This window comes from Brevundimonas sp. A19_0 (assembly GCF_017744255.1).
Lineage (GTDB): Bacteria > Pseudomonadota > Alphaproteobacteria > Caulobacterales > Caulobacteraceae > Brevundimonas.
Genome location: NZ_JAGHQP010000007.1, coordinates 1 through 21,617 on the forward strand (window position 1 = coordinate 1; position 21,617 = coordinate 21,617).

The 21,617-nt window shown below is 67.3% G+C and carries 20 protein-coding genes; 11 read left to right on the plus strand and 9 right to left on the minus strand.

Going from position 1 to position 21,617, the window contains the following annotated elements:
- Positions 1-134: 134 nt before the first annotated feature.
- Both J7346_RS08325 and J7346_RS08330 read right to left on the minus strand, forming a co-directional pair.
- Positions 135-1,766, minus strand: coding sequence for a M56 family metallopeptidase (locus tag J7346_RS08325; protein WP_209119452.1), 1,632 nt, complete (start codon positions 1,764-1,766; stop codon positions 135-137).
- Positions 1,763-2,164, minus strand: coding sequence for a BlaI/MecI/CopY family transcriptional regulator (locus J7346_RS08330; RefSeq protein WP_209119453.1), 402 nt, complete (start codon positions 2,162-2,164; stop codon positions 1,763-1,765). The genes J7346_RS08325 and J7346_RS08330 overlap by 4 nt, the downstream gene beginning before the upstream one ends.
- Before the next feature lie 127 nt (positions 2,165-2,291).
- Here J7346_RS08330 and J7346_RS08335 point away from each other — a divergent pair, with 127 nt between their 5' ends.
- Positions 2,292-3,221 carry a 2-hydroxyacid dehydrogenase gene (locus J7346_RS08335; protein WP_209119454.1) on the plus strand — a complete coding sequence of 310 codons (930 nt, stop codon included), beginning with the start codon at positions 2,292-2,294 and terminating at the stop codon, positions 3,219-3,221.
- Positions 3,222-3,289: 68 nt separating this feature from the next.
- Entirely contained in the window at positions 3,290-4,141 is an 852-nt protein-coding gene (locus J7346_RS08340; protein ID WP_348521477.1) for a DUF6065 family protein, read from the plus strand.
- On the opposite strand, the gene J7346_RS08345 is transcribed toward J7346_RS08340, so the two are convergent.
- Positions 4,138-4,620, minus strand: coding sequence for an EF-hand domain-containing protein (locus J7346_RS08345; protein WP_209119455.1), 483 nt, complete (start codon positions 4,618-4,620; stop codon positions 4,138-4,140). The two genes, J7346_RS08340 and J7346_RS08345, sit on opposite strands and share 4 nt — an antisense overlap.
- 105 nt (positions 4,621-4,725) lie before the next feature.
- On the opposite strand from J7346_RS08345, the gene J7346_RS08350 reads away from it, so the two are divergent.
- From J7346_RS08350 to metH, 5 genes are read left to right on the plus strand one after another with little or no spacing between them, the layout of a single operon-like run.
- The gene (locus J7346_RS08350) at positions 4,726-5,691 is read left to right on the plus strand and encodes a metalloregulator ArsR/SmtB family transcription factor (protein WP_209119456.1); all 966 of its coding nucleotides are present in this window, start codon (positions 4,726-4,728) and stop codon (positions 5,689-5,691) included.
- Positions 5,688-6,632: a methylenetetrahydrofolate reductase [NAD(P)H] gene (gene metF / locus J7346_RS08355; RefSeq protein ID WP_209119457.1), complete on the plus strand. Its 945-nt coding sequence runs from the start codon at positions 5,688-5,690 to the stop codon at positions 6,630-6,632. The genes J7346_RS08350 and metF overlap by 4 nt, the downstream gene beginning before the upstream one ends.
- Positions 6,632-7,501: a subclass B3 metallo-beta-lactamase gene (gene bla / locus J7346_RS08360; protein ID WP_209119458.1), complete on the plus strand. Its 870-nt coding sequence runs from the start codon at positions 6,632-6,634 to the stop codon at positions 7,499-7,501. Before metF ends, bla begins: the two co-directional genes overlap by 1 nt.
- Complete coding sequence (locus J7346_RS08365) at positions 7,498-8,565, plus strand: homocysteine S-methyltransferase family protein (protein ID WP_209119459.1); 1,068 nt, start codon at positions 7,498-7,500, stop codon at positions 8,563-8,565. Before bla ends, J7346_RS08365 begins: the two co-directional genes overlap by 4 nt.
- Positions 8,565-11,210 (plus strand): methionine synthase, encoded by a 2,646-nt coding sequence (gene metH / locus J7346_RS08370; protein ID WP_209119460.1) that lies wholly within the window; start codon positions 8,565-8,567, stop codon positions 11,208-11,210. Before J7346_RS08365 ends, metH begins: the two co-directional genes overlap by 1 nt.
- Before the next feature lie 11 nt (positions 11,211-11,221).
- Here metH and J7346_RS08375 read toward each other — a convergent pair whose 3' ends face one another.
- From J7346_RS08375 to J7346_RS08385, 3 genes are all read right to left on the minus strand, one after another.
- Positions 11,222-11,791: a hypothetical protein gene (locus J7346_RS08375; RefSeq protein WP_209119461.1), complete on the minus strand. Its 570-nt coding sequence runs from the start codon at positions 11,789-11,791 to the stop codon at positions 11,222-11,224.
- Positions 11,792-11,956: 165 nt separating this feature from the next.
- Entirely contained in the window at positions 11,957-14,989 is a 3,033-nt protein-coding gene (locus tag J7346_RS08380; protein ID WP_209119462.1) for a TonB-dependent receptor, read from the minus strand.
- A gap of 363 nt (positions 14,990-15,352) precedes the next feature.
- On the minus strand, positions 15,353-15,499 hold the full coding sequence (locus tag J7346_RS08385; RefSeq protein WP_209119463.1) for a hypothetical protein: 147 nt from the start codon (positions 15,497-15,499) through the stop codon (positions 15,353-15,355).
- A 72-nt stretch (positions 15,500-15,571) separates the two neighbouring features.
- Here J7346_RS08385 and J7346_RS08390 point away from each other — a divergent pair, with 72 nt between their 5' ends.
- Positions 15,572-16,423 (plus strand): MBL fold metallo-hydrolase, encoded by an 852-nt coding sequence (locus J7346_RS08390; protein WP_209119464.1) that lies wholly within the window; start codon positions 15,572-15,574, stop codon positions 16,421-16,423.
- On the opposite strand, the gene J7346_RS08395 is transcribed toward J7346_RS08390, so the two are convergent.
- Positions 16,408-17,088 (minus strand): hypothetical protein, encoded by a 681-nt coding sequence (locus tag J7346_RS08395; protein WP_209119465.1) that lies wholly within the window; start codon positions 17,086-17,088, stop codon positions 16,408-16,410. The genes J7346_RS08390 and J7346_RS08395 overlap by 16 nt on opposite strands.
- Before the next feature lie 4 nt (positions 17,089-17,092).
- A complete protein-coding gene (locus tag J7346_RS08400; RefSeq protein ID WP_209119466.1) occupies positions 17,093-18,727 on the minus strand; it encodes a long-chain-fatty-acid--CoA ligase in 1,635 nt (544 codons plus the stop codon).
- A gap of 186 nt (positions 18,728-18,913) precedes the next feature.
- On the opposite strand from J7346_RS08400, the gene J7346_RS08405 reads away from it, so the two are divergent.
- The 3 genes from J7346_RS08405 (at position 18,914) to J7346_RS08415 (ending at position 20,895) form a co-directional block, all read left to right on the plus strand.
- Positions 18,914-19,501, plus strand: coding sequence for a hypothetical protein (locus J7346_RS08405; RefSeq protein WP_209119467.1), 588 nt, complete (start codon positions 18,914-18,916; stop codon positions 19,499-19,501).
- A gap of 6 nt (positions 19,502-19,507) precedes the next feature.
- On the plus strand, positions 19,508-20,152 hold the full coding sequence (udk, locus tag J7346_RS08410; protein ID WP_209119468.1) for a uridine kinase: 645 nt from the start codon (positions 19,508-19,510) through the stop codon (positions 20,150-20,152).
- A gap of 65 nt (positions 20,153-20,217) precedes the next feature.
- The gene (locus J7346_RS08415) at positions 20,218-20,895 is read left to right on the plus strand and encodes a TetR/AcrR family transcriptional regulator (RefSeq protein WP_209119469.1); all 678 of its coding nucleotides are present in this window, start codon (positions 20,218-20,220) and stop codon (positions 20,893-20,895) included.
- 4 nt (positions 20,896-20,899) lie between these two features.
- Here J7346_RS08415 and pdxH read toward each other — a convergent pair whose 3' ends face one another.
- Positions 20,900-21,580, minus strand: a complete 681-nt coding sequence (pdxH, locus tag J7346_RS08420; RefSeq protein ID WP_209119470.1) for a pyridoxamine 5'-phosphate oxidase — start codon at positions 21,578-21,580, stop codon at positions 20,900-20,902.
- Between the last annotated feature and the right edge of the window lie 37 nt (positions 21,581-21,617).

A 21,617-nucleotide genomic window follows, 5' to 3' on the forward strand; every position in this document is an offset into this window, starting at 1 on the left:
CGAGGGCCGCGGCCACGGCCTCTACCTGCCCGACACCCCCGGCGCCGACCCCGTCGACACCCCGCCCACTCACGACTGGGCCTGGATGTAAGCCCCACAGGGCGGCCCCGCACACGCCGGGCCGCCCGTCTTCTTCAGCTCATATTGGCGGCCTGGGCCCGCATTTCAGCGGCCTGACGCTCCATCACGTCGGCCTGTTCCCGTAGCCGGGGCGCAAGTGCGCGCAGTTCGGCATCCGTCACGGTCTCGCCGCGCGCGCGGCTACGGGCGATCTGATCGGCGCGATAGGCCGGATCCTCCAGACGGGCGGCCTCCTCCCGCATCTCGCGGGCGCCGGCCAGCATGTCGTGCGCGCCCTCGGCCATATGACGCGCGGCTTCGCGACGTGCTGCGGTCGCCTGCTGGCGCGCACTGGCCGCTTCAGCCCGTGCCCTTCCCGCCTCGGCCCGCGCAACGTCTGCTTCGGCCCGCGCGCGCTCGGCTTCCACCCGGGCCGACCGGGCCGTGACCCGTGCCGCCTCTGCATCCTGACGGGCGGTCTCGGCCGAGGCCCGGGCGCGGTCCACCTCGGCCTGTTCCTGTGGCGAGAGGTCTTCATAGGACGTCACACGGTAGTGTGTGGTGGTGCTGCGTGTGCTGGCCGGAGGCGCGGGCGGCGCCGGCGGGGCGGGCGGATCCTGAAGCCTGCGCGGGGGTGCGGGCGGCGCGGGCGGTGCCGGCACGGGCGCGAGCGCCAGAATAGGTGCAGCGGGTGCCCGGGGCGCAGCCGGGACCGGCGGCGGGCCCGGCGGATCCTGGGTCACCTGCAGGGCGGCGATCGGCGTTGCGACCAGCGACAGGCCGGCCACTGCCATGGCCACAGCGAAGGGGCGTGAACGGGGGGTATGTTCAGACATCAGACAGGCGATCCTTTTCTTGAGAAGGCGGACGTCTCCCGCCATGGCGGTCGAGGCCCAGAGGGCGGGTGATGAAGGGTTGGGCTGACTGGCCAGCCGGACGAGGGCGTGGGCATAGGTCTGGCGATCCATGTCAGCGACGGCGGCGGCATCGGCGGCTTCCTCGCTCCGCGCGACGAGGGCGGCGTGGACCAACCACGCCACGGGGTTGAACCAGAAGACCGCCAGCATCAGCCGCGAGAGCATCAGGAACATCCAGTCGCCGCGCCGCAGATGGGCGAGCTCGTGGGCAAGGATGGCCTCGGCGGCCGAGGTGTCGGACAGGCTGGCGGAATCCAGCAGGATGGTGCCGGGCGGCACGCCCCAGCTGACGGGGCCGCCGAGCCGGGGGGTCGCGATCAGCCGGGGCGCCCGGCGGGAGGCCAGCCGGGCGAGCGCCGCGCGCCAGACCGGCTGCGTCACGGGACTGCCCTCCCCGCTCCAGCGATCCAGCGTCATCACGCCGGCCACCAGCCGCGCCACCACCGCCAGACTGCCGATGAGCCAGATGATGGCTGCGATCTGGAGTGGACCGGGCCAGGGCATGGCGGCCGAGACGGACAGGCCCGCCACCGGACCAATCTCGCCCTGCCAGGCCGGTCCGGACGGGAGGGTGGCCACCTCTGCCGCCGATGACGCAGGCAGCAGCGCCAGATTCCAGGCGGGCACAACGAGGGTGACCAGCGGAAGGGCCAGAAGGACGCAGACGGTCGCGCGCAGGATGTCGACGCGCTCGACCGGGCGGCGGGTCAGCAGCAGCGAACCGGCCAGACCCGCCATGCCGATCACGGCGGCCTTGACTGTCAGAGTCACCAGCAGGGGGGCGATCATTGTTCTTCGCCCTCCGCCGACGACGACTTGAGACTGTCGATGGTTTTACGCAGGGCCTCGGCCTCCTCAGGGGTGAGCGAGGTGCCCATGCCCAGCAGGGCCGTGGCGGCGCTGGCTGCCGATCCGGCGAAGAAGGTGTCGACCATCCGTCGCAGCGCGCCGGCGGCCACCGAGTCCGTGCGCGGCACGGGCGCGTAGACGATGCCCCCTGCCCCCGAGGATCGGGCGACCAGGCCCTTGGCTTCCAGCCGGACCAGCAGGGTGCGGGTCGCGGAATCGCTGAGCGGGTCGCTGAGGGCAGAGCGAAGGCTGGCGGTCGTCGCAGATCCCAGCCGACACAGGGTTTCGAACACCTCGCGTTCGCGTCTGGGCAGGGTCTCGAGGGGGCCGGAGGTCATGGCGTTCTCTCACTACAAATGTAGCGCTACGTTTGTAGCGAATTGGGTCAGGAATGAGGCAGGGGCATGAAACCCGTGACAGGTTCGCCGATCTTGCCAGCGCCCCGCGAAGGAGAAAGGATCAGCCATGACCCAACGTCCCGCAGTCCTGATCATGCAGCGGCATCTGGCGCCGCTGACCGGCTTTCTGGAATCCAGCTATGATGTCTACCGGTTCTGGGAGCATCCCCCGGTCGAGGCCGAGCGGGACATCCAAGCCCTGATCGTCGCGGGGGAGTTTCCGCTCGACACAGTGCTGATCGAGCGTTTGCCGGCGTTGAAGCTGATCGCCTGTTTCACCTCGGGCTATGATGGCATCGATGTCGACTGGTGCCGGGCCCGCGGGCTGCCCGTCACCCACGCGCCGGCGGTCAATCACGAGGACGTCGCCGACCATGCCATCGGCCTGATCCTCGCCTCGCGCCGGCGGCTGGTCGAGGGCGATCGCACCTTGCGCAGCGGAGGATGGACGCCCGAGTCCCGTCTGATCACCCCCTCGCTCAAGGGCGCCCGGCTCGGCATCGTCGGCATGGGGCTGATCGGCCAGGCGATCGCAGAACGGGCTCGCCCGCTTCGCATGGCCGTCGACTGGTGGGGCCCCCGGCCCAAGGACGTCGAATGGCCGCGCGCCGACAATCTTCTGGCGCTGGCGCGTCAGTCCGACATTCTGGTGGTGGCCTGCAAGGCGGACGACGACAACCGCGGCCTGATCGATGCCGGGGTGCTGGCCGCGCTGGGGCCCTCCGGCCTGCTGGTCAATGTCGCGCGGGGCAGTCTGGTCGACGAGGACGCCCTGATCGCGGCCCTCAGGGCCGGAACGCTGGGGGCCGCAGCCCTTGATGTCTATGAGGACGAACCGACCGATCCGGACCGCTGGACCGATGTGCCCAACACGGTGCTGACCCCGCACACCGCCGGCGCCACAACCGAGTCGGTCCAGGGCATGCTGATGCTGCTGATGCAGAACCTGGCCGCCCTGTTCGCGGACCAGCCACTGGTCAGTCCCGTCACGGACTAGACGATGGACAGGGCGGGCGAATTGCGCCTGTCTGTGCCGCCTGTTGTTGCCTTTCGTGAGGGGTGTCCGTGACCCAGCCTGCTGCCTCCAATGCCTTCCGCCTGGAATGCGTACCCCTCACGCCCGAGCCGCCCGAACTGAAGCCCGGTCGCCCCGAACGCGACTGGATGGATGCCTTCGCCGCGCGCCATGCCTATCGCTGCCTGCCGCTGACCATGGCAAATACTACGGGCTGGGACGTGCTGTGCCCCTTCGGCTTCGAGGCCGAGTGGACCGGGGGCATGAATGTCGAGGACATCCGTCTTACGTTCGACGAGGGCGCCCTCTATCCGGACCATGTGGTCGCCTCGCACTTCAGCCACGGGGTGCTGACCTTCCATCTGGGCTGGATGTTCCGGACGCCCCCGGGCTGGGCGCTTCGGGCCTCGGGCACCCCCAACCGGCCCAAGGACGGGATCGCCGCGCTGGAGGGGCTGATCGAGACCGACTGGCTGCCCTACCCCTTCACCATGAACTGGCAGTTCACCCGTCCGGGCAAGGTGCGCTTCGAAAAGGGCGAGCCCTTCTGCTTCATCAGTCCCGTGCCCCATCGCCAGATCGAGGCCTTCCAGCCCGTCAAGCTGACCCTCGACCAGGATCCGGCGGTGGCCGGGGAATATGAGGCGTGGAAGGAAAAGCGCACGGACTTCAACCAGCGGATGGCGGGCGGTGACCCGGCGGCGCTGCGCGAGGCCTGGCAGCGTTTCTACTTCCGGGGCCAGTATCCGGACGGCGCGCGCAAGGCCGAGGCCCACGTCAACAAGCGGCGGCTGGCCAGCCTGACTGATGCGCCCGTCACGTCCCAGGGCAAGGTCGATTTCCGCAGCTGGTCCAGCCTCGCGGCCTCGCGCAACCGGCCAGGCGACCGCGCGGCGGACTAGGGTCGGCGCGCAGGACGCTCCTCGGCGGTCACGACACCGTCGCCGTCCACGTCCATCATGGCGAACAGGCGCGTCGCAGCCCGGCGGACCTCATCGCGGGTCAGGGTTCCGTCGCCGTCCTCATCCGCCCGGCGCAGCATGCGGGCCCCGTCCGGCCCCTCGCCTGCACCCAGTTCGTCGGGGGTCAGGCGGCCGTCACCATCGATGTCCTGACGGTCGAAGCCGGCCAGCATCCGTTGCTCAAGACCGCGCAGGGTCTGCTCGCCCCGGTCGCGCCTCGGCCGGGGCGCCCCGGCCGGGACGCTATTCTCGCCCGGCGGCGGCAGGCTCGCTGCTTCTCCTGCGGCCTGCTCGGTCGGTTCCGGCGCCGGAGCCTCGGTGGCCACAGCGGCTGCATCGTCCTCCCGCTCCGGAGCGGGCCCGCAGGCCGACACGGCCAGGATCAGGCCCACGACCCCGAATGGATAAATCTTCGGCATATTCTGTCTCCGCGCTGCACCTACGACAAACTCACGCTCGTACCGGCACGTTCCGTCGCCGGATTTTGCTTGCATAATCGTATAAGGATATCTTTATATGATTTCATGAATTGGAGTGCCGACCAGACGATTGAGGCCTTGCGGGGCGCTGGCGAACCCACGCGCCTGCGCGTGCTGGCGTTGCTGGCCGGTGACGAACTGTCGGTGATGGAGTTGTCGCACATCCTCGACCAGAGCCAGCCGCGCGTATCGCGTCACCTGAAGCTGATGACGGAAGCCGGGTTGATCGAACGCTTCCCCGATGGCGCGCGCGTCTATTACCGCCTGTCGTCCGAGCCCACGGCCCGCCGGCTGGTCGACACGGTTCTGGACCTGCTGGATGACCGCTCGAGCGAGCAGGACCATCGCCGGCTGGAAGAGGTGCGCCGCGACCGCGACGCCGCCGCAGAGGCCTATTTCGAGCAGGTCGCGCCCCAGTGGGACCGAATCCGCTCGCTGTATGTCTGCGAATCGGCGGTCGAGGCCGCCATCGAGCGCGCCGCCGGCCCGGGCCCCTTCGAACGGCTGGTCGATCTGGGCACCGGCTCGGGCCGTATGCTGACCCTGCTGGGCGGACGGGCGCGCATGGCGGTCGGCCTGGACCTGTCCCAGAACATGCTGAATATCGCGCGCGCCAAGGTGGCCCAGGCGGGCGTGGGCCGGGTTGAGCTGCGTCACGGTGATATCTTCGCCACCCGCCTGCCCTCGCAGAGCGCCGATCTGGTGCTGGTCCATCAGGTCCTGCACTACCTGTCCGACCCGGCCGCCGCGGTCAGCGAGGCGGCGCGTCTGGTCATGCCGGGAGGCAAGCTGCTGATCGTGGACTTTGCCCCCCATGACCTCGAGGAATTGCGGGACCAGCATCAACACCGGCGGCTGGGCTTCACCGACGCCGAGATCAAGGGGTGGCTGGACCATGCCGGTCTGACCGCCAGCGCGCCTATCGCCCTCCCCCCGGACAAGGACGGCCTGACCGTGCTGATCTGGACGGCCACCCGCCCGGCCGAAGCCCGTCGGCAGCGCGCGTCATGACCTCGCTTGCCGAAGCCCGGGCCCTGCTGCTGTCGCCCCTCGGACCGGTCGCGCGGGCGGGCAGCAACCGCAATGCCGTCAATGTCTCGTTCGAATTCTTCCCGCCCAAGTCGGATGAGGCCGAGGCCAATCTGTGGAAGGCGATCCGGCGCCTTGAACCCCTGAACCCCGGGTTTGTGTCGGTCACCTATGGCGCGGGGGGGTCGACCCGTGAGCGCACCCACCGGACGGTCCAGCGCATTCTGGCCGAGACGGGCCTGGCCCCGGCCGCCCACCTGACCTGCGTCGAGGCCTCGCGCGACGAGGTCGACGAGGTGATTGCCGAATACAAGGCAGCGGGCGTGCGCCACATCGTGGCCCTGCGGGGCGATCCGCCGGGCGGCAACGGAATCGGCGGCATCTATCAGCCGCGGGCTGACGGCTATGCCAATGCCACCGAGCTGACCGCCGCCATCGCCCGCCACGGCGACATGGAAATCTCGGTCGGAGTGTATCCCGAGAAACATCCGGAGAGCCCCTCGCTGGACCACGACATCGAGGTGCTGAAGGCCAAGGTGGACGCGGGCGCAACCCGGGCGGTCAGCCAGTTCTTCTTCGACATCGATGCCTTCCTGCGGTTCCGCGACCGGGTTCGGGCGGCGGGCATCACGGTGCCCCTGACCCCCGGCATCATGCCGGTCTCGAACTTCAATGCCCTGAAGCGGATGAGTGCGGCCTGCGGCGCCGCCGTCCCCGACTGGCTGGCCGCGCACTTCGAGGGCCTCGACAACGACCCCGAGACCCGCAAGCTGCTGGCCGCCTCGGTCGCCGCCGAAATGTGCGCGCGCCTGCAGGAAGAGGGCTTTTCCGACTTCCACTTCTACACCCTGAACCGCGCCGACCTGGTCTATGCCATCTGCCGGGTGCTGGGCGTGCGAGAAACCTCCGTGGGGGCCGCCTGATGCTGCGATCCATCCTTCTGGCTGTGGCCCTGATGCTGGGCGCGGCGCCCGCTCTGGCCCAGGACGAAGAAGACGCGCGGGTGGAATGGAACCGCCCCGCCCCGCCGTTCACCGTTGTGGGCAATGTGCATTTTGTAGGTGTCGCCGGGCTGGGCGCCTGGCTGATCACGACCCCCGAAGGTCACATCCTGATCGACGGCGGCCTGCCGGAATCAGCTCCGCGCATCATCCAGTCCATCCGCGAACTGGGCTTTGAACCGACCGACGTCCGGATCCTGCTGAACACCCACGCCCATGTCGATCATGCGGGCGGTCTGGCAGAACTCCAGGCGGTGACCGGCGCCCGGATCATTGCCAGTGAAGGCGACCGGGGGGCTCTGGAGTCAGGGCGCCATCACGGCCTGACCAACTACGGAACCTGGTGGTTTCCGCCCGTCCATGTCGATCAGGTGATCGCCGATGGCGAGACGATCGAGCTCGGCGGCGTTCGCCTGACGGCCATCATCACGCCCGGCCACACGGCAGGCTGCACGAACTGGAGCCTGCCGGTCCGGGATCACGACCGTGATCTCAACGTGCTGTTCTTCTGCAGTGCCTCCATCGGGGGGAACCGCCTCGACGGCAATACGGAGTATCCGGGGATCGTCGCCGACTACCGCCGGACCTTCCAACGGTTGGGCGGGATCAAGGCCGATGTGGTGCTGGCCAACCACCCCGAGGTGGCTGATCTGTTCGAACGGCGGGAGCGCCAGCTCGCGGGCGACGCCAACGCGTTCGTCGACTCCGCCGCCTTGGGCGAGATCGTTAAGGCCTATCACGACGCCTTCGAGGCCGAGCTGCGACGTCAGCTGGCGGAAGATCGCCGATGACCCGTGCCGACCGCATCGAAGCCCTGCACGCCGCAGCCCGCGAGCGCATCCTCGTCCTTGACGGGGCCTGGGGCGTCATGATCCAGCGCGGCAACCTCGACGAGGCAGACTTTCGCGGCGAGCGCTTCGCGGATCATACCGGCCAGTTGAAGGGCAATAACGACATCCTCTGTCTGACCCGCCCGGACGTGATCGCCGACCTGCACGACCAGTATTTCGGCGCCGGCGCCGACATCAGCGAGACCAATACCTTCAGCGCCACCGTCATCGCCCAGGACGATTACAAACTGGATGCCCAGGCGGTTCGGGACATCAATCTGGAGGGCGCCAAACTGGCCCGCGCCGCCGCCGACCGCTGGACGGCGAAAGAGCCGCACAAGCCCCGCTTTGCCGCCGGTTCGATCGGGCCGCTGAACAAGATGCTGTCGATGTCGTCCGACGTGAACGATCCCGGCGCCCGCAGCGTGACCTTCGATCAGGTCTATGACGCCTATCGCCATCAGGTTCAGGCGCTGAACGAAGGCGGGGTGCACCTCTATCTGATCGAGACCATCACCGACACGCTGAACTGCAAGGCGGCGATCAAGGCCATCAAGGACCTCGAGGACGAGGGGATGGAGCCCCTGCCGATCTGGATTTCGGGCACCATCACCGACCGGTCGGGGCGGACCCTGTCGGGCCAGACGGCCGAGGCCTTCTGGAACAGCGTGCGACATGCCAGGCCGTTCGCCATCGGCTTCAACTGCGCCCTCGGGGCCGACCTGATGCGGCCCTTCATTGCCGAGCTGAGCCGCGTGGCCGACACCCTGGTCGCCGCCTACCCCAACGCCGGCCTGCCCAACGCCATGGGCCAGTATGACGAGGAACCCCACCAGACCGCCCATTTCATCGAGGAATGGGCGGCCTCGGGTCTGGTCAATATCGTCGGCGGCTGTTGCGGGACCACGCCGGAGCACATCCGGCATACGGCCGAGGCGGTGTCGAAACTGCCGACGCGGCAAATCCCGGAGCGGCCGGTGGCCATGCGGCTGTCCGGCCTCGAACCGTTTGAACTGGTAGCGTAGTGCGTCCCACCTTCATCAATGTCGGCGAGCGGACCAATGTCACCGGCTCGGCCAAATTCCGGAAGCTGATCGTCGCGGGCGACTATGGCGCGGCGCTGGATGTTGCCCGCCAGCAGGTCGAGGCCGGCGCGGCCATCATCGACATCAATATGGACGAGGGCCTGCTGGACGGCGCCGTCGCCATGCGGACCTTCCTCAATCTGATCGCGGCCGAGCCGGACATCGCCCGGGTGCCGGTGATGATCGACAGCTCGAAGTGGGAGGTGATCGAGGCGGGGCTGAAATGCGTCCAGGGCAAGCCGATCGTGAACTCGATCTCGCTGAAGGCGGGTGAGGCCGAGTTCCGCGAACAGGCGCTGAAATGCCTGCGCTACGGCGCCGCCGTGGTTGTCATGGCCTTCGACGAGGACGGTCAGGCCGACACCGCCGCGCGCAAGATCGAGATCTGCACGCGGGCTTACCGGATCCTTGTGGACGAGGTCGGATTCCCGCCCGAGGACACCATCTTCGACCCCAACATTTTTGCCGTGGCGACGGGGATCGAGGACCACGACAACTATGCCGTCGACTTCATCGAGGCGACGCGCGTCATCAAGGAGGCCCTGCCCTACGCGCGAGTGTCCGGCGGGGTGTCGAACGTCTCATTCAGCTTCCGCGGCAATGAGCCGGTGCGGCGGGCGATCCACTCGGTCTTCCTGTACCACGCCATCCAGGCCGGCATGGACATGGGCATCGTCAATGCCGGAGACCTGCCGGTCTATGATGACATCGACCCCACCCTGCGCGAGGCGGTCGAGGATGTGATCCTGAACCGGCCGCAGCGCACCGATGTGTCGAACACCGAGCGGCTGGTCGATCTGGCCCCCCGCTACAAGGGCGACAAGGGGCAGGCCCGGGTCGTGGACCTGAAGTGGCGGGATGCCCCGGTCGGCAAGCGGATCGAGCACGCCCTGGTGCACGGCATCACCGAGTTCATCGAGGCCGACACCGAGGAGGCGCGCCAGGCCGCCGAGCGCCCCCTGCATGTCATCGAAGGCCCCCTGATGGACGGCATGAATGTCGTCGGGGACCTGTTCGGCTCGGGCAAGATGTTTCTGCCGCAGGTGGTGAAGTCGGCCCGGGTGATGAAGCAGGCGGTCGCCTGGCTGGAGCCCTTCCTGGAGGCCGAGAAGGCCGGCAAACCGCGCGAACAGGCGGGTCGCATCCTGATGGCCACGGTCAAGGGCGACGTGCACGACATCGGCAAGAACATCGTCGGCGTCGTGCTGCAGTGTAACAACTATGAGGTCATCGATCTGGGCGTCATGGTTCCGGCCGATCGCATTCTGGACGCCGCGGTCGAGCACAAGGTCGACATCGTCGGCCTGTCGGGCCTGATCACGCCGTCGCTGGACGAGATGGTCTTCGTCGCTTCGGAAATGGAGCGGCGCGGGTTCGACATACCGCTGCTGATCGGCGGCGCGACGACCAGCCGGACCCATACGGCGGTCAAGATCGAGCCGGCCTATGCGCGGGGCTCGACAACCTATGTCGTTGACGCCTCCCGCGCGGTCAGCGTGGTGTCCGGCCTGCTGTCGAAGGACGACCGGGCCCGCAACGAGGCCGCAACGCGCGAGGAATATGTCCGCATCCGCGAGCAATATGCGCGCAGTCAGGACACCAAGGCCCGAGCGCCGATCGGACAGGCCCGGGCCAACCGCTGGCGAGCGGACGACGATGCCGCGCTTCCTGCCGCGCCCTCGTTCATCGGTACACGGACGTTTGACGCCTGGAACCTCTCGGATCTGGCCGATCACATCGACTGGACGCCCTTCTTTGCCAGCTGGGAACTGATCGGCCGCTATCCGCAGATTCTGGAAGACGACATCGTCGGCGGGGCCGCGCGCGACCTTTTCGAGGACGCCCAGGCGATGCTGAAGCGCATCATCGACGAGCGCTGGTTCACGGCCCGCGGCGTGGTCGGCTTCTGGCCCGCCAATGCGCGAGGTGACGACATTGTGGTCTGGACGGACGCCGGGCGCACGACCGAGCTGGCCCGCTTCCACACCCTGCGTCAGCAGATCGCCAAGGCCAACGGCAAGCCCAATCTGGCCCTGTCCGACTTCGTGTCGGAAGACGGGGCCGACCATATCGGCGCCTTTGCCGTCACCGCCGGCCACGGAGAGCTCGAGATCGCCCGGCGCTTCCGCGAGGCGGGCGACGACTATTCCGCCATCCTGGCGACCGCCCTCGCCGACCGTCTGGCCGAGGCCTTCGCCGAACGCCTGCACAAGACGGTGCGTACCGAACTGTGGGGCTATGCGTCCGACGAGGAGACTTCGGTTCAGGAGCTGATAGAGGAAAAATACCTCGGCATCCGCCCTGCCCCCGGCTATCCCGCCCAGCCGGATCACACCGAAAAGGCGACCTTGTTCCGTATACTGAACGCCCGCGAGGCGGCGGGCATGGATCTGACCGACAGCTACGCCATGACGCCGCCGGCATCGGTCTCGGGCCTCTATTTCGGCCATGCCGACAGCCACTATTTCGGCGTCGGAAAGATCGATCGCGACCAGGTTGAGGACTATGCCGCGCGCAAGGGCTGGGACGTGGCGACCGCAGAACGCTGGCTGGCGCCCATCCTCAACTACACGCCCCGTAGCTGACGGGGGCCCCGCTATTCCGTAGCGGCTGCAGGCTCCAGACCCACTTCGGCCAGCGTCGCCGGCGGAGTGGTGATGTTGTCGCGGATGCGGCGCGCTGCATGTTCGCAGCGTCCCGGCAGGCCGAAGAACAGGCCGAAGGTCTGGTCGCGCGTCGCCAGGTCCTGCTGCATGACATGGGCCCAGCTGGCCCGGACGGCCGCCGCGGCCGCTTCGGCGGTGGCCAGGCTCTCCGGGGTCTGGCGCGGGGCCGCGGCCTCAAGGGCACGCGTGAATTTGCGGGCTTCCGCCTGCCCCAGCTGGATCAGCTCCAGATCCAGTTCGTCATCGGTTTCAAGGCTCTGCCCCAGGGTTACATGCCCGCTGACCATGGCCTCGCACCAGGCGACCAGCGGATAATCGGCCGTCGGCGCGCCGGGCGGCAGCGGGTTGGAATAGGCGACGGCTTCCCACATGCGCTCGGTGTTCTGCGAGGCAAACACCGCGTCGGTGCCCCCCGTCCGGATGACGGCGTCCTGTGCGGCGGCCGTGCCGGCGAGCCCGAGGGCGAGGGTGGTTCCAAGGAGAAGCGTACGAACGATCATTGTGGTCCTGAAGTCTGAGGGGGAGGCCCCCGGTCGTCGGCCGAAGCCTCACCGTTCAACCGGGCATTTTGACGGCGGTTCCGCCTGGCCCTCGATAAACGGCCCACAAAAGAAAAATGCCGGCGCTTTCGCGCCGGCATTTCCCCATCAGGACCGAGGTCCGGATCAGAAGGAGAAGCGAACCCCCAGATAGGCACGCCGCGGGGCGACCCAGGAGTTGGCCTCACCGAAGGCGTACTGCCCGCTACCCGCGAACAGGGCTTCTTCGTTGGTGGCGGCCTGGTTGTTCAGGACGTTGAAGATGTCCAGGAAGAACTCGGCCTCACCCACCGGCAGATCACGCACATACTTAAAGCGCATGTCGAAGGTGTAGTACGACGGTCCCGTTTCCGAGCCGACGATGTTCGGCAGGGCGTAGGTATCCTGCACGCCACCGAAGGTCGTCACGCCGCCCATGAGGGGCAGGTAACGGCCGTAGACCAGCTGCGACGGCGTGTAGAGCAGACCGCTGTTCCAGTTGAACACACCCGAGACCTGCAGACCGAAGTCGAAGTCATACGAGCCATAGGCCTTGAACTGGTGCTCGATGCTGCCAGGTTGCGGACCGTAGATGTTCGGCGCGCGCGGATCGAGCGCGATCCAGTCACCCTGGAAGTCGGCGTTCGAGTCGGAGTTCGAGTTACCCTCGGCGTCGTTGTAGGTGTACGACACCTGCCCTTGCCAGTTGTCGGTCTTGAACTTCGTCAGCGAGATTTCGAAACCGGTGTAGTTCCGCTCGCCGCCCGGCAGGGTGCCGATGACGTAGTTCGAGTTCGGCGCCGAAGAATAGCCGAAGTACGAGTACGGCAGGTAGAACAGCGACCCGTCGTACGCATAGCCGACACCGGCCGTACCGGCGGTCAGGGTCGGATCCGAGTACAGGCTCAGGTCGAAGTCTTCCAGGATGTCACGCGTCTGGCGACGGGTGATGCTGGCCGACAGACCGACGCTCGAACCGAAGGTGGTCGAGTAGCCGATCATGAACTCGTCGGTGTACGGCGTCTTGGTCGAGGGCGCGAACAGGGCGTCCGGGGTGGTGGTACCACCGCGGGTCCGGAACGTGACCCACTGGCCACCGATGAAGATCTGCTCTTCATCGACCGGACCGGTCAGGGCACCGGCGAAGTCCGACATGTTGTTGCGGATCGGGTCATAGTAGCGACCCACGAAGCCGAACACCTTGCTGCGGCCGTCGCCGTTCAGGTCATACACGGCGCTCAGACGGGGCGCGATTTCCCAGTCGAACGTCGCGACCTTCGAGCCGTCGGAGGCGAAATGCTCCCACTTCTCGGCGCGGACACCGGCGTTGATCGTCAGGCGATCCATGGTCCAGGTGTCCTGCAGATACAGGGTCTGGCCTTCGCTGCGGACTTCGTACGGAGCGTTCGACGTACGCGTGACGCGATAGACGTTGACGTTGCCGTACGGGTTACCCGCGGTGCTGGTGAACTGGTAGGCGTCCAGCTCGGCCTGCGAAACGGTGCCGTTGTTGTCGGTATCGACCGCCGCACGCGCTGTCGGGTTGGCGTTCAGGGCCTGGATGATACGACCGCTGTCCGACGCACTGATGGACGTCGAGGTCCAGCTGCCGGTGGTGTACTGGTTGAACGTCGTGCCGGCATAGGCCGCCGCCAGCGACGCATAGTTCGAGCCACCGGGGATCGAGCTGGTCTCGGCGTAGATGTTCTCGGTGCTCAGGAAGCCACCCTTGATGGTGTGGCTGCCCCAGGCCGTGTCGCGGTAGTATTCGAAGTTGATACCCCACTCATCACGGTTGCGCTCGGTCTCGATGTTCGAGCCGAAGCCGCCCAGCGAGCGCTGTTGCAGCGTCGAGTTGGCCGAACTGGCGAAGGCGACGTTGTCGCGCGTCGACTGGTCGGCGGCGATCGACGACAGCTGCCCTTCGTGACGGAAGAAGTAGCCGTTGACGACCAGGTCACCGAAGAAGTGCGAGTAGTCGATCTTGTAGTTGTCGCCGCCCTGCTCGCGGGCCCGGTCGCGGTTGTTCAGCACGCCCGAGTCGTTCGAGCCGCTGATTTCCGTCGGGTCGTTGAAGAAGGTCGCGGTCAGACGATCATCCGGCGTTATCTGCCAGGTGACCTTGCCGAAGCCGTACTCGCCGTCGTTGGTCACCGAGCGCAGCAGGGCGCCCGAGTTCGGATCCTCGACGTCATCCTCGCGGTGCTTCTTCTGGTACGACGCGAAGAACCACAGGCGATCCTGAAGGATCGGTCCGCCCAGGGTCACGGCCGTGTCGTAGGTCGAGAAGCCGCCCGAGGTGTTGTGCTCGTCCTCGGCAACCAGATTGTCGTTCTGCAGGTAGTAGTTCAGCGAGCCGTGGAACTCGTTGCTGCCCGACTTGGTGATGACGCGCGAGATCAGGCCCGAACCACCGGCATACTCGGCGGGCACGCCGCCGACGATGACCTGTTGTTCCTGGATGATTTCCGAGTTGAAGTTGGCGCCGAAGGTCCCCGTGGTCGGGTCGGTCACGTCCACACCATCGATGTAGTAGACGTTGTCCGACGACGAACCCGACGTACCGCCGATGTCCGAATAGTTCACGCCCGAACGCGAGGACGGGTTGCCCGATTCACTGGGCTTCACGCCCGGCACCAGTTGCAGATAGCTCTGATAGCTACGGCCCGTGGGCAGCGATTCCACGATGTCCAGGGTCAGGGTGGTGCCGACGGTCGCCGAGGTGACGTCCACGGCGGCCAGCGAGCGGCCGGTCACGATGATGTCGTCGACGGTGGCGACGTTGCCGGTGTTGGCCAGCAGTACATAGCCGACCGACAGGTCACGGCCGCTGATGACGGCGACATTTTCGGCACCGAAGGGCTCATAGCCCGGGGCCGACACCGCCACGGTGTAGTTGGTCGCGGGGTCGAGACCACCGATACGGACGCGGCCGTCGGCGTCGGTGACACCCGAACGGGTCACGAGGCTGCTCGGCGAGCTTACGGTCACGGTCGCACCCGCCAGCGGCAGGCCGTCGTTTCCGGTCACAGTGATACGCAGGGCGCCCGTTTGCGTCTGGGCGACTGCTGTGGTCGGCGTCAGCATGGTGACAGCCGGGACCGCCACAATCGCCATGAGGGCGGCACCGCCAATCATGGTCGAATGCAACAGGCGTTGGCGAATGGTCTGGGTTTTCAAGCTTCGTCCTCCTGTAGTCGAAACGAAGTCCCCGAGGGGTCCCCCGCGTCTCGACACCCATTATCTGCACGCCCCAATGCGCACAGAATACTCGAAACCTTAGACCCCGGATTTGGGAGGTGCACGACAATTACAGGTTCGTAACCCATTAGTCGCGCCATTGTCGTAATCAGGCCACAGTGCAGTCAGTTCGCTGTATTTATTACCCTTTCTTTCCCCTTTTCGCACGGCTGGGGAGGCTGTAACCGGTGTCACGCCTCACACGTGTATCCGCGTTCGGGGAACGATCGTGCGCAGCTACCCTCGGCACGCGCGAAATCTTTCCGTGGGGGCAGCCGCGTGAGTCGCCGCTTCGCGCGTGCGCTAGCGGATGATCGCGACCCGTGACGCATAGGGGGCCGGCTCGGGCGTGCAGGACGCCACCACCAGCTGGCTCGCCATGATACACAGGATGGCGACAGCGACCGGCAAGAGCCGATTTGACACATCCAGAGCCAGGGTCCGGGCCATGAAAAGCACTCCGCAGAAGGTTTACGACCTCTTAACGCAAGGCCCGGGCCAGACGCGGGGCGAGCAGCCGGTATGAGCATGGCCATTCCGTTCGTGCGTGAGTTCGTCCCCCGGTACGGCGAGGCCGAGCGCCTCACACCCCTGATCCGGCGGGTGCTGGCCCGCAACCCCGGCCCCTTCACCTTTGCGGGGACGGGCACCTTCATCGTCGGGAACGGCGCGTCGGTCGCCGTGATCGATCCCGGCCCCGACGATGCCGACCATCTGACGGCCCTGCTGAAGGCGGTCGAGGGAGAGACCGTCACCGCTGTGCTGGTCACCCATGGCCATGCCGACCATCTGCCGCTGGCCAGGCCGTTTGCCCAGGCTGTCGGCGCACCGGTTCTGGGGCATGCAGCGGTCGCGCCCGATACGGTGCTGGGCGACGGAGATGAGGTGCGGGGCGACGGCTGGACCCTCCGCGCGGTCGCGACCCCGGGCCATGCCACCGAACACCTGGCCTTTGCCCTTCCCGAGGAGAACGCCCTTTTCAGCGGTGACCATGTGATGGGCTGGTCGACCAGCGTGGTGTCTCCGCCCGACGGCGACATGGACGCCTATATGGATAGTCTCGAACGGGTGATCGCGGGCAACTACGACACCCTGTGGCCGACCCATGGGGGTCCGGTCACCGATCCCCTGCCCTTTCTCGAGGCGCTGAAGGCCCACCGGCTGGAGCGCGACCGGCAGGTGCTGGATCAGCTGGTCCACGGCCCGGCCTCGGCGCTGGACATGGTGCCGGCCCTGTATGCCGGGATCGACCGGGCTCTGTGGCCGGCGGCGGCACAGTCCCTTCTGGCGCATCTGGTCCGGCTTGACCGGCGCGGAGACGTCATCGCTGCGGGCGAACCCTCAGCCGCGACGACCTATCACCTGCGGGGCTGAAGCTCGCGGACGATCCGGGCCAGCAGGCGACAGGCCTCGTCACCCTGCGGACGATCCGACCGGGCGGTCACCCGCACATCAGTCTGGCCGGGCCGGATGCGGACCGTGGCGTCGTGCTGCATCAGGAACCACAGACCGGTGTGGGTGCCCTCGACGCGGAACAGGGACGACGGTGCAGGCCGGAATCCGGCTCTCTGCAGCGCCTCGCCCACATCTTCGGCCTGAAGCTGGGTCGGAATGCTCGCGACGCCGGAACAGGTCGCGGCCACGGCATCCCCATGCAGGCGCTGCAGCCGGGCTGAGTAAGCCGGCAGCTCGACGATATCGGTGCTGACATCGTGCGGGCCCTCGGGTCCGGCCATCGGGCCATAGGGGCTGGTCAGGAACAGCCAGATCCCTCCCCCGACCACAGCCACAGCCGCCAGGGCCGTCAGCCATCCCATGGCGCCGAACCGGGCAGCGCGCCAGAGCAGGATCAGGGCACAGATCGCGCCGACCGCCAGCAGCCACGGCGCGACGGCCAGCGTGAGGGTGTCGAGGGCCAGGTCGCGGCTCCAGCCCCAGAAGCGCTGGCCGAACATGGCGACGAACACCAGAACCGGCGCCGACAGCACCCCCGCCATCAGCAGCAGGGTCAGGGACTGCGATCGGCCATGCCGCGCCATGGGATCAGCCTTGCGCAGTCGGCAGGACGTAGTCTTTCAGCTGCTCGCGCACGACCTTCTTGTCGATCTTGCCGGTGGCGCCCAGCGGGATGTCATCGACGAACACCACATCGTCGGGCATCCACCATTTGGCGATCTTGCCCTTCAGGAAATCGAGGTGCTCCTGCTTGTCCTCGGTCTGGCCGGGCTTGAGCTTGATGACCAGCACCGGGCGCTCGTCCCACTTGGGATGGGCCGCGCCGATCACAGCCGCCAGATCAACCTTGGGATGGCCCATGGCGATGTTCTCGATGTCGATCGAACTGATCCATTCCCCACCCGACTTGATCACATCCTTGGCGCGGTCAGTGATCTGCATGAAGCCGTGCTCGTCGATGGTCGAAACGTCGCCCGTATCGAAGAAGCCCTCGTTATCGAGGATCTTGCCACCCTCGTCCTTGAAGTAGGCCCCGGCGATCGTCGGTCCGCGCACCATCAGGCGGCCGTAGGTCTTGCCGTCGTGTGGCATTTCCTGGCCCGCATAGTTCTTGAGCTTCAGCTCGACGCCCAGCGGCGGCATGCCCTGTTTGGTCCGCCACTTCATCTGCTCGTCGTACGGCAGGGCGGCCAGCTCCGGCGTCAGGTTCGACAGGGTGCCGATCGGCGAGGTCTCGGTCATGCCCCAGCCCTGCAGCACCTCGATGCCGAACTCGTCGTGGAAGGCCCGGATCAGGCTCTCGGGCACGGCAGAGCCGCCGATCAGAACCCGCTTGACGGTCGAGAGCTTGAGGTTGTTGTCCCGCAGGTGCGCCAGCAGACCCTGCCAGACGGTCGGCACGGCGGCCGAGAAGGTCACCCCCTCGCTCTCCAGCAGCTCATAGATGGACTCGCCGTCCATCTTGGCGCCCGGCATGACCAGTTTGGAGCCCGCCGCCGGACCGCCAAACGCGATGCCCCAGGCGTTGGCGTGGAACATCGGCACGACCGGCAGGATCACCTCGCTGGGCGTAGCCCCCAGCACGGTCGTCTGCAGGCCCAGCAGAGTGTGGATGAAGTTCGAGCGGTGCGAGTACAGCACCCCTTTCGGATTGCCGGTCGTGCCCGAGGTGTAGCAGAGGCCGCAGGCCGTCTGTTCGTCGAACCCGCCCCATTCGACATCCGACGAGGATTCCTCGACCAGCTGCTCATAGCATTCGGCCTTGGGCAGTTTGGTGGCCGGCATGTTCCACTGGTCGGTCATGACCACCACGCGCTCGACTGTCGGACAGTGCGGCAGCACGGCCTCAAGCAGGGGCACGAAGGTCAGGTCGACGAAGATGATGCGGTCTTCGGCGTGGTTGATGATGTAGATCAGCTGTTCGGGGAACAGGCGCGGATTCAGCGTGTGACAAACCGCCCCGATGCCCATGATGCCGTACCAGGCCTCGATATGGCGGCCCGTATTCCACGCGAGGGTCGCAACGCGGTCGCCGACCTTCACATCCCAGGACTTGAGCACATTCGAGACCCGGCGGGCCCGATCATGGATGTCGGCATAGGTGGTGCGCACCACCGGCCCCTCGACCGAGCGCGTGACGACCTCGCGGTGCGGGTGCCAGTTCCTGGCGTGGTCCAGTATCTTGTCGACCGTCAGGGGCCAGTCCTGCATCAATCCGTGCATCGGTTCCTCTCCGGAATTCATGGGTATGGCCGACATTGGGCGCGGCTCTTGGGGTCACGCTATCGGCGGCGTGAAGGATAGGCAACGTGACGCAACGTCAGGGGGCACGACTTTCTTTGCGGGCGGACGCCGAGTCTGGGTTAGGTTGGCCCCATCCAGACCTCCATGCCCCTTCAGGAGCCGACCATGTCCCTTGCCCGCGCCAGCCTGGCCGCCCTTGCCGTTTTCGCCCTCGCGGCCTGTGACGGCAGCCCCGCTCCCGAGGCCCCCGCGCCAGAAGCAGAAGCGCCCGCCGCCCCCCAACCCGTGCCCGAGGCCCAGGCCAGCGGCGCCCTGGCGCTTGAGGGCGAGGGCCTGCGCGCCTTCACCGAGCAGGGGTCGGCACGCCCCCTGCCCTTCGGCATGGCCCAGGACATGACCCTCACCGCCGTCTCGACCATGCTGGGCGCGGACACCCCCTCGGTGACCACCAACAGCGAATGCGGCGCCGGGCCCATGCAGTTCGCCGAATACCCCAACGGCCTGCAGCTGGCCTTTCAGGATGACAAATTCGTCGGCTGGTTCCTCGATGAGGGCGGGTTGACCACCGCCGACGGCGTGGGCGTCGGCAGCACCCGCGCAGAGCTGGGATCCGCGCGCGTCGTCGACATGGTGCCCGACTCGACGCTCGGCGTGGAATTCTCGAGCGGCGCGCTCGGCGGCTTCCTGACGTCGGAGGCTCCCGATGCCACGGTTGAGAGCCTCTATGCCGGCATGACCTGCTTCTTCCGCTAGGCCGTCATGACCGTTCTGATTGCGATCACCGGCGGGTCGGGCTCGGGCAAGAGCACCCTGGCCGAGGCCCTGATCCGCCACCTGCCCGAGGGCGTGGCCACGCTGGTGCGCGAGGATTCCTACTATCGCGACGCGGCTTCCCTGCCCGATTTCGACGCCGCGACCTTCGACTTCGACGACGTCGCGGCGCGGGACCACGACCTGCTGCACGGTCACCTGACCGCCCTCAAGGCGGGTCAGCCCGTCGAGGCGCCGATCTATTCCTTCGTCACCCATGGGCGAGAGCCGGGTGGCGAGCCGGTACCCGCCGCCGACGTCGTCGTCATCGAGGGCACCCATCTGTTGTGCACCCCGGCGCTCGTGGAGCTGTTCGACATCCGCGTCTTCGTCGACACCCCGGCGGACATTCGCTTCATCCGCCGCCTGCTGCGCGACCAGGTCGAGCGGGGCCGTACCGCCCAGTCGGTCATCGACCAGTACCTGCTGACCGTTCGCCCCGGCCACGAGCGGCTGACCGAACCGGCCAAGGTGCACGCCGATTTCATCGTCGCGGACGCAACCGCGGCCGTGGTCCTGACCGACCCTCAATCGGTGGACCGACTGGTCGCTCCGGTGCTCACCCACCCGCTTCTGCAACGCTGGGTCGCGTGACCCCTTGTAACAGCGAGTGAATTTCATCTTGCGGCACGACGTTATCCACGCCAAGCTTGAGGTTAATGACCCTCGCTCAAGCTGCCCCGTCCCCGTCTGGCCTTCAGGACGGGGACACCGAAGACCCCCGCCGCCGCGCCATTCTCATCGAGGCGCGGCGTCATTTCATGGCCCAGGGCTTCGCCTCGACCCGAATCGAACCGATCGCGCGTGAAGCCAGTGTATCGACCGCCACTCTCTACACCTTCTTCTCGTCCAAGGCTGATCTGTTCCGGGCGGTGATCGACGATACATCCGACGAATTCGTCCGCCAGATGGACGAGGTCCGCGCGCTCGACGGTCCTGCGCGCTGCCAGCTGACGCGGTTTTCCGAAGCCTACGTCGGCTTCATGGCCGACCCCCTTGTCACCGCGGTCTTCCGGCTGGTGCTGGCCGAGCGGACGCGGTTTCAGGAGATGGCGCTGCACTTTTACGAACGGGGCAAGGCACGGATCGGCGTCACCCTGGTCGAGGCCATCGAGGCCCTGTGCCAGCGGGGCGAACTGGTCTGCGACAAGCCATCGTGGGCGGCCGGCCAGCTGATGGGCATGCTTGAGCACCCCGTCTTCTTCGTGCCCATGGTCACGGGCGATTCCACGACCGTCCAGCGCAGCCATACCCAGATCGCGGCAGACGCGGTCCAGACCTTCCTGGCACGCTATGGCGGCCCCAACCTCGACCCTGCGGCGCCCGACCTCGACTGAATCGTCAGGGGTAAAGGCGCTCGCGGCCCCAGGCCGCATCGGGGCCCGCCCGGTCGAAGCGCAGCCGGTCGTGCAGCCGGAACGGCCGGTCCCGCCAGAACTCGATCTGCAGCGGCACCAGACGCCAGCCGCTCCACCGTTCGGGCCGGGGCACATCCTGGCCCTCGAAGCGCGCGGTCTCGCGCACCACGGCGGCCTCCAGCTCTGCGCGATCCGCCAGTGGCCGCGACTGGTCCGAGGCCCAGGCGCCGATCCGGCTCTCGCGGGCGCGGCTGGCGAAATAGGCATCGGCCTCCGCGGCGCTGACCGGCTCCACCGGGCCACGCACCCGGATCTGGCGCCGCAGCGATTTCCAGTGAAACAGCACGGCCGCCTGCGGCTGTCCGGCCAGGTGGCGCCCCTTCGCGCTCTCGCGGTTGGAATAGAAGGTCAGCCCCTCGGGCCCCACATCCTTCAGCAGCACCATCCGGCAATCGGGCATGCCCTCAGCATCGACTGTCGCCAGCGCCATGGCGTTCGGATCGTTGATCTCGTGCGCCCGGGCATCGCCCAGCCAGCGGTCCAGCAGGTCGAACGGCTCGTCGCAGGCGAACTCGGCCTCGTCGCTGTTGGCGGCCAGGGCGGCGGCATAGTCGCGGGCGTATTCCTCGCGTGAGGGACTGGGCGGGATGACGGGGGTGCTCATAGCCGTCTTTCTAGCGCCGCCCGCGCCTCCCCGCGAG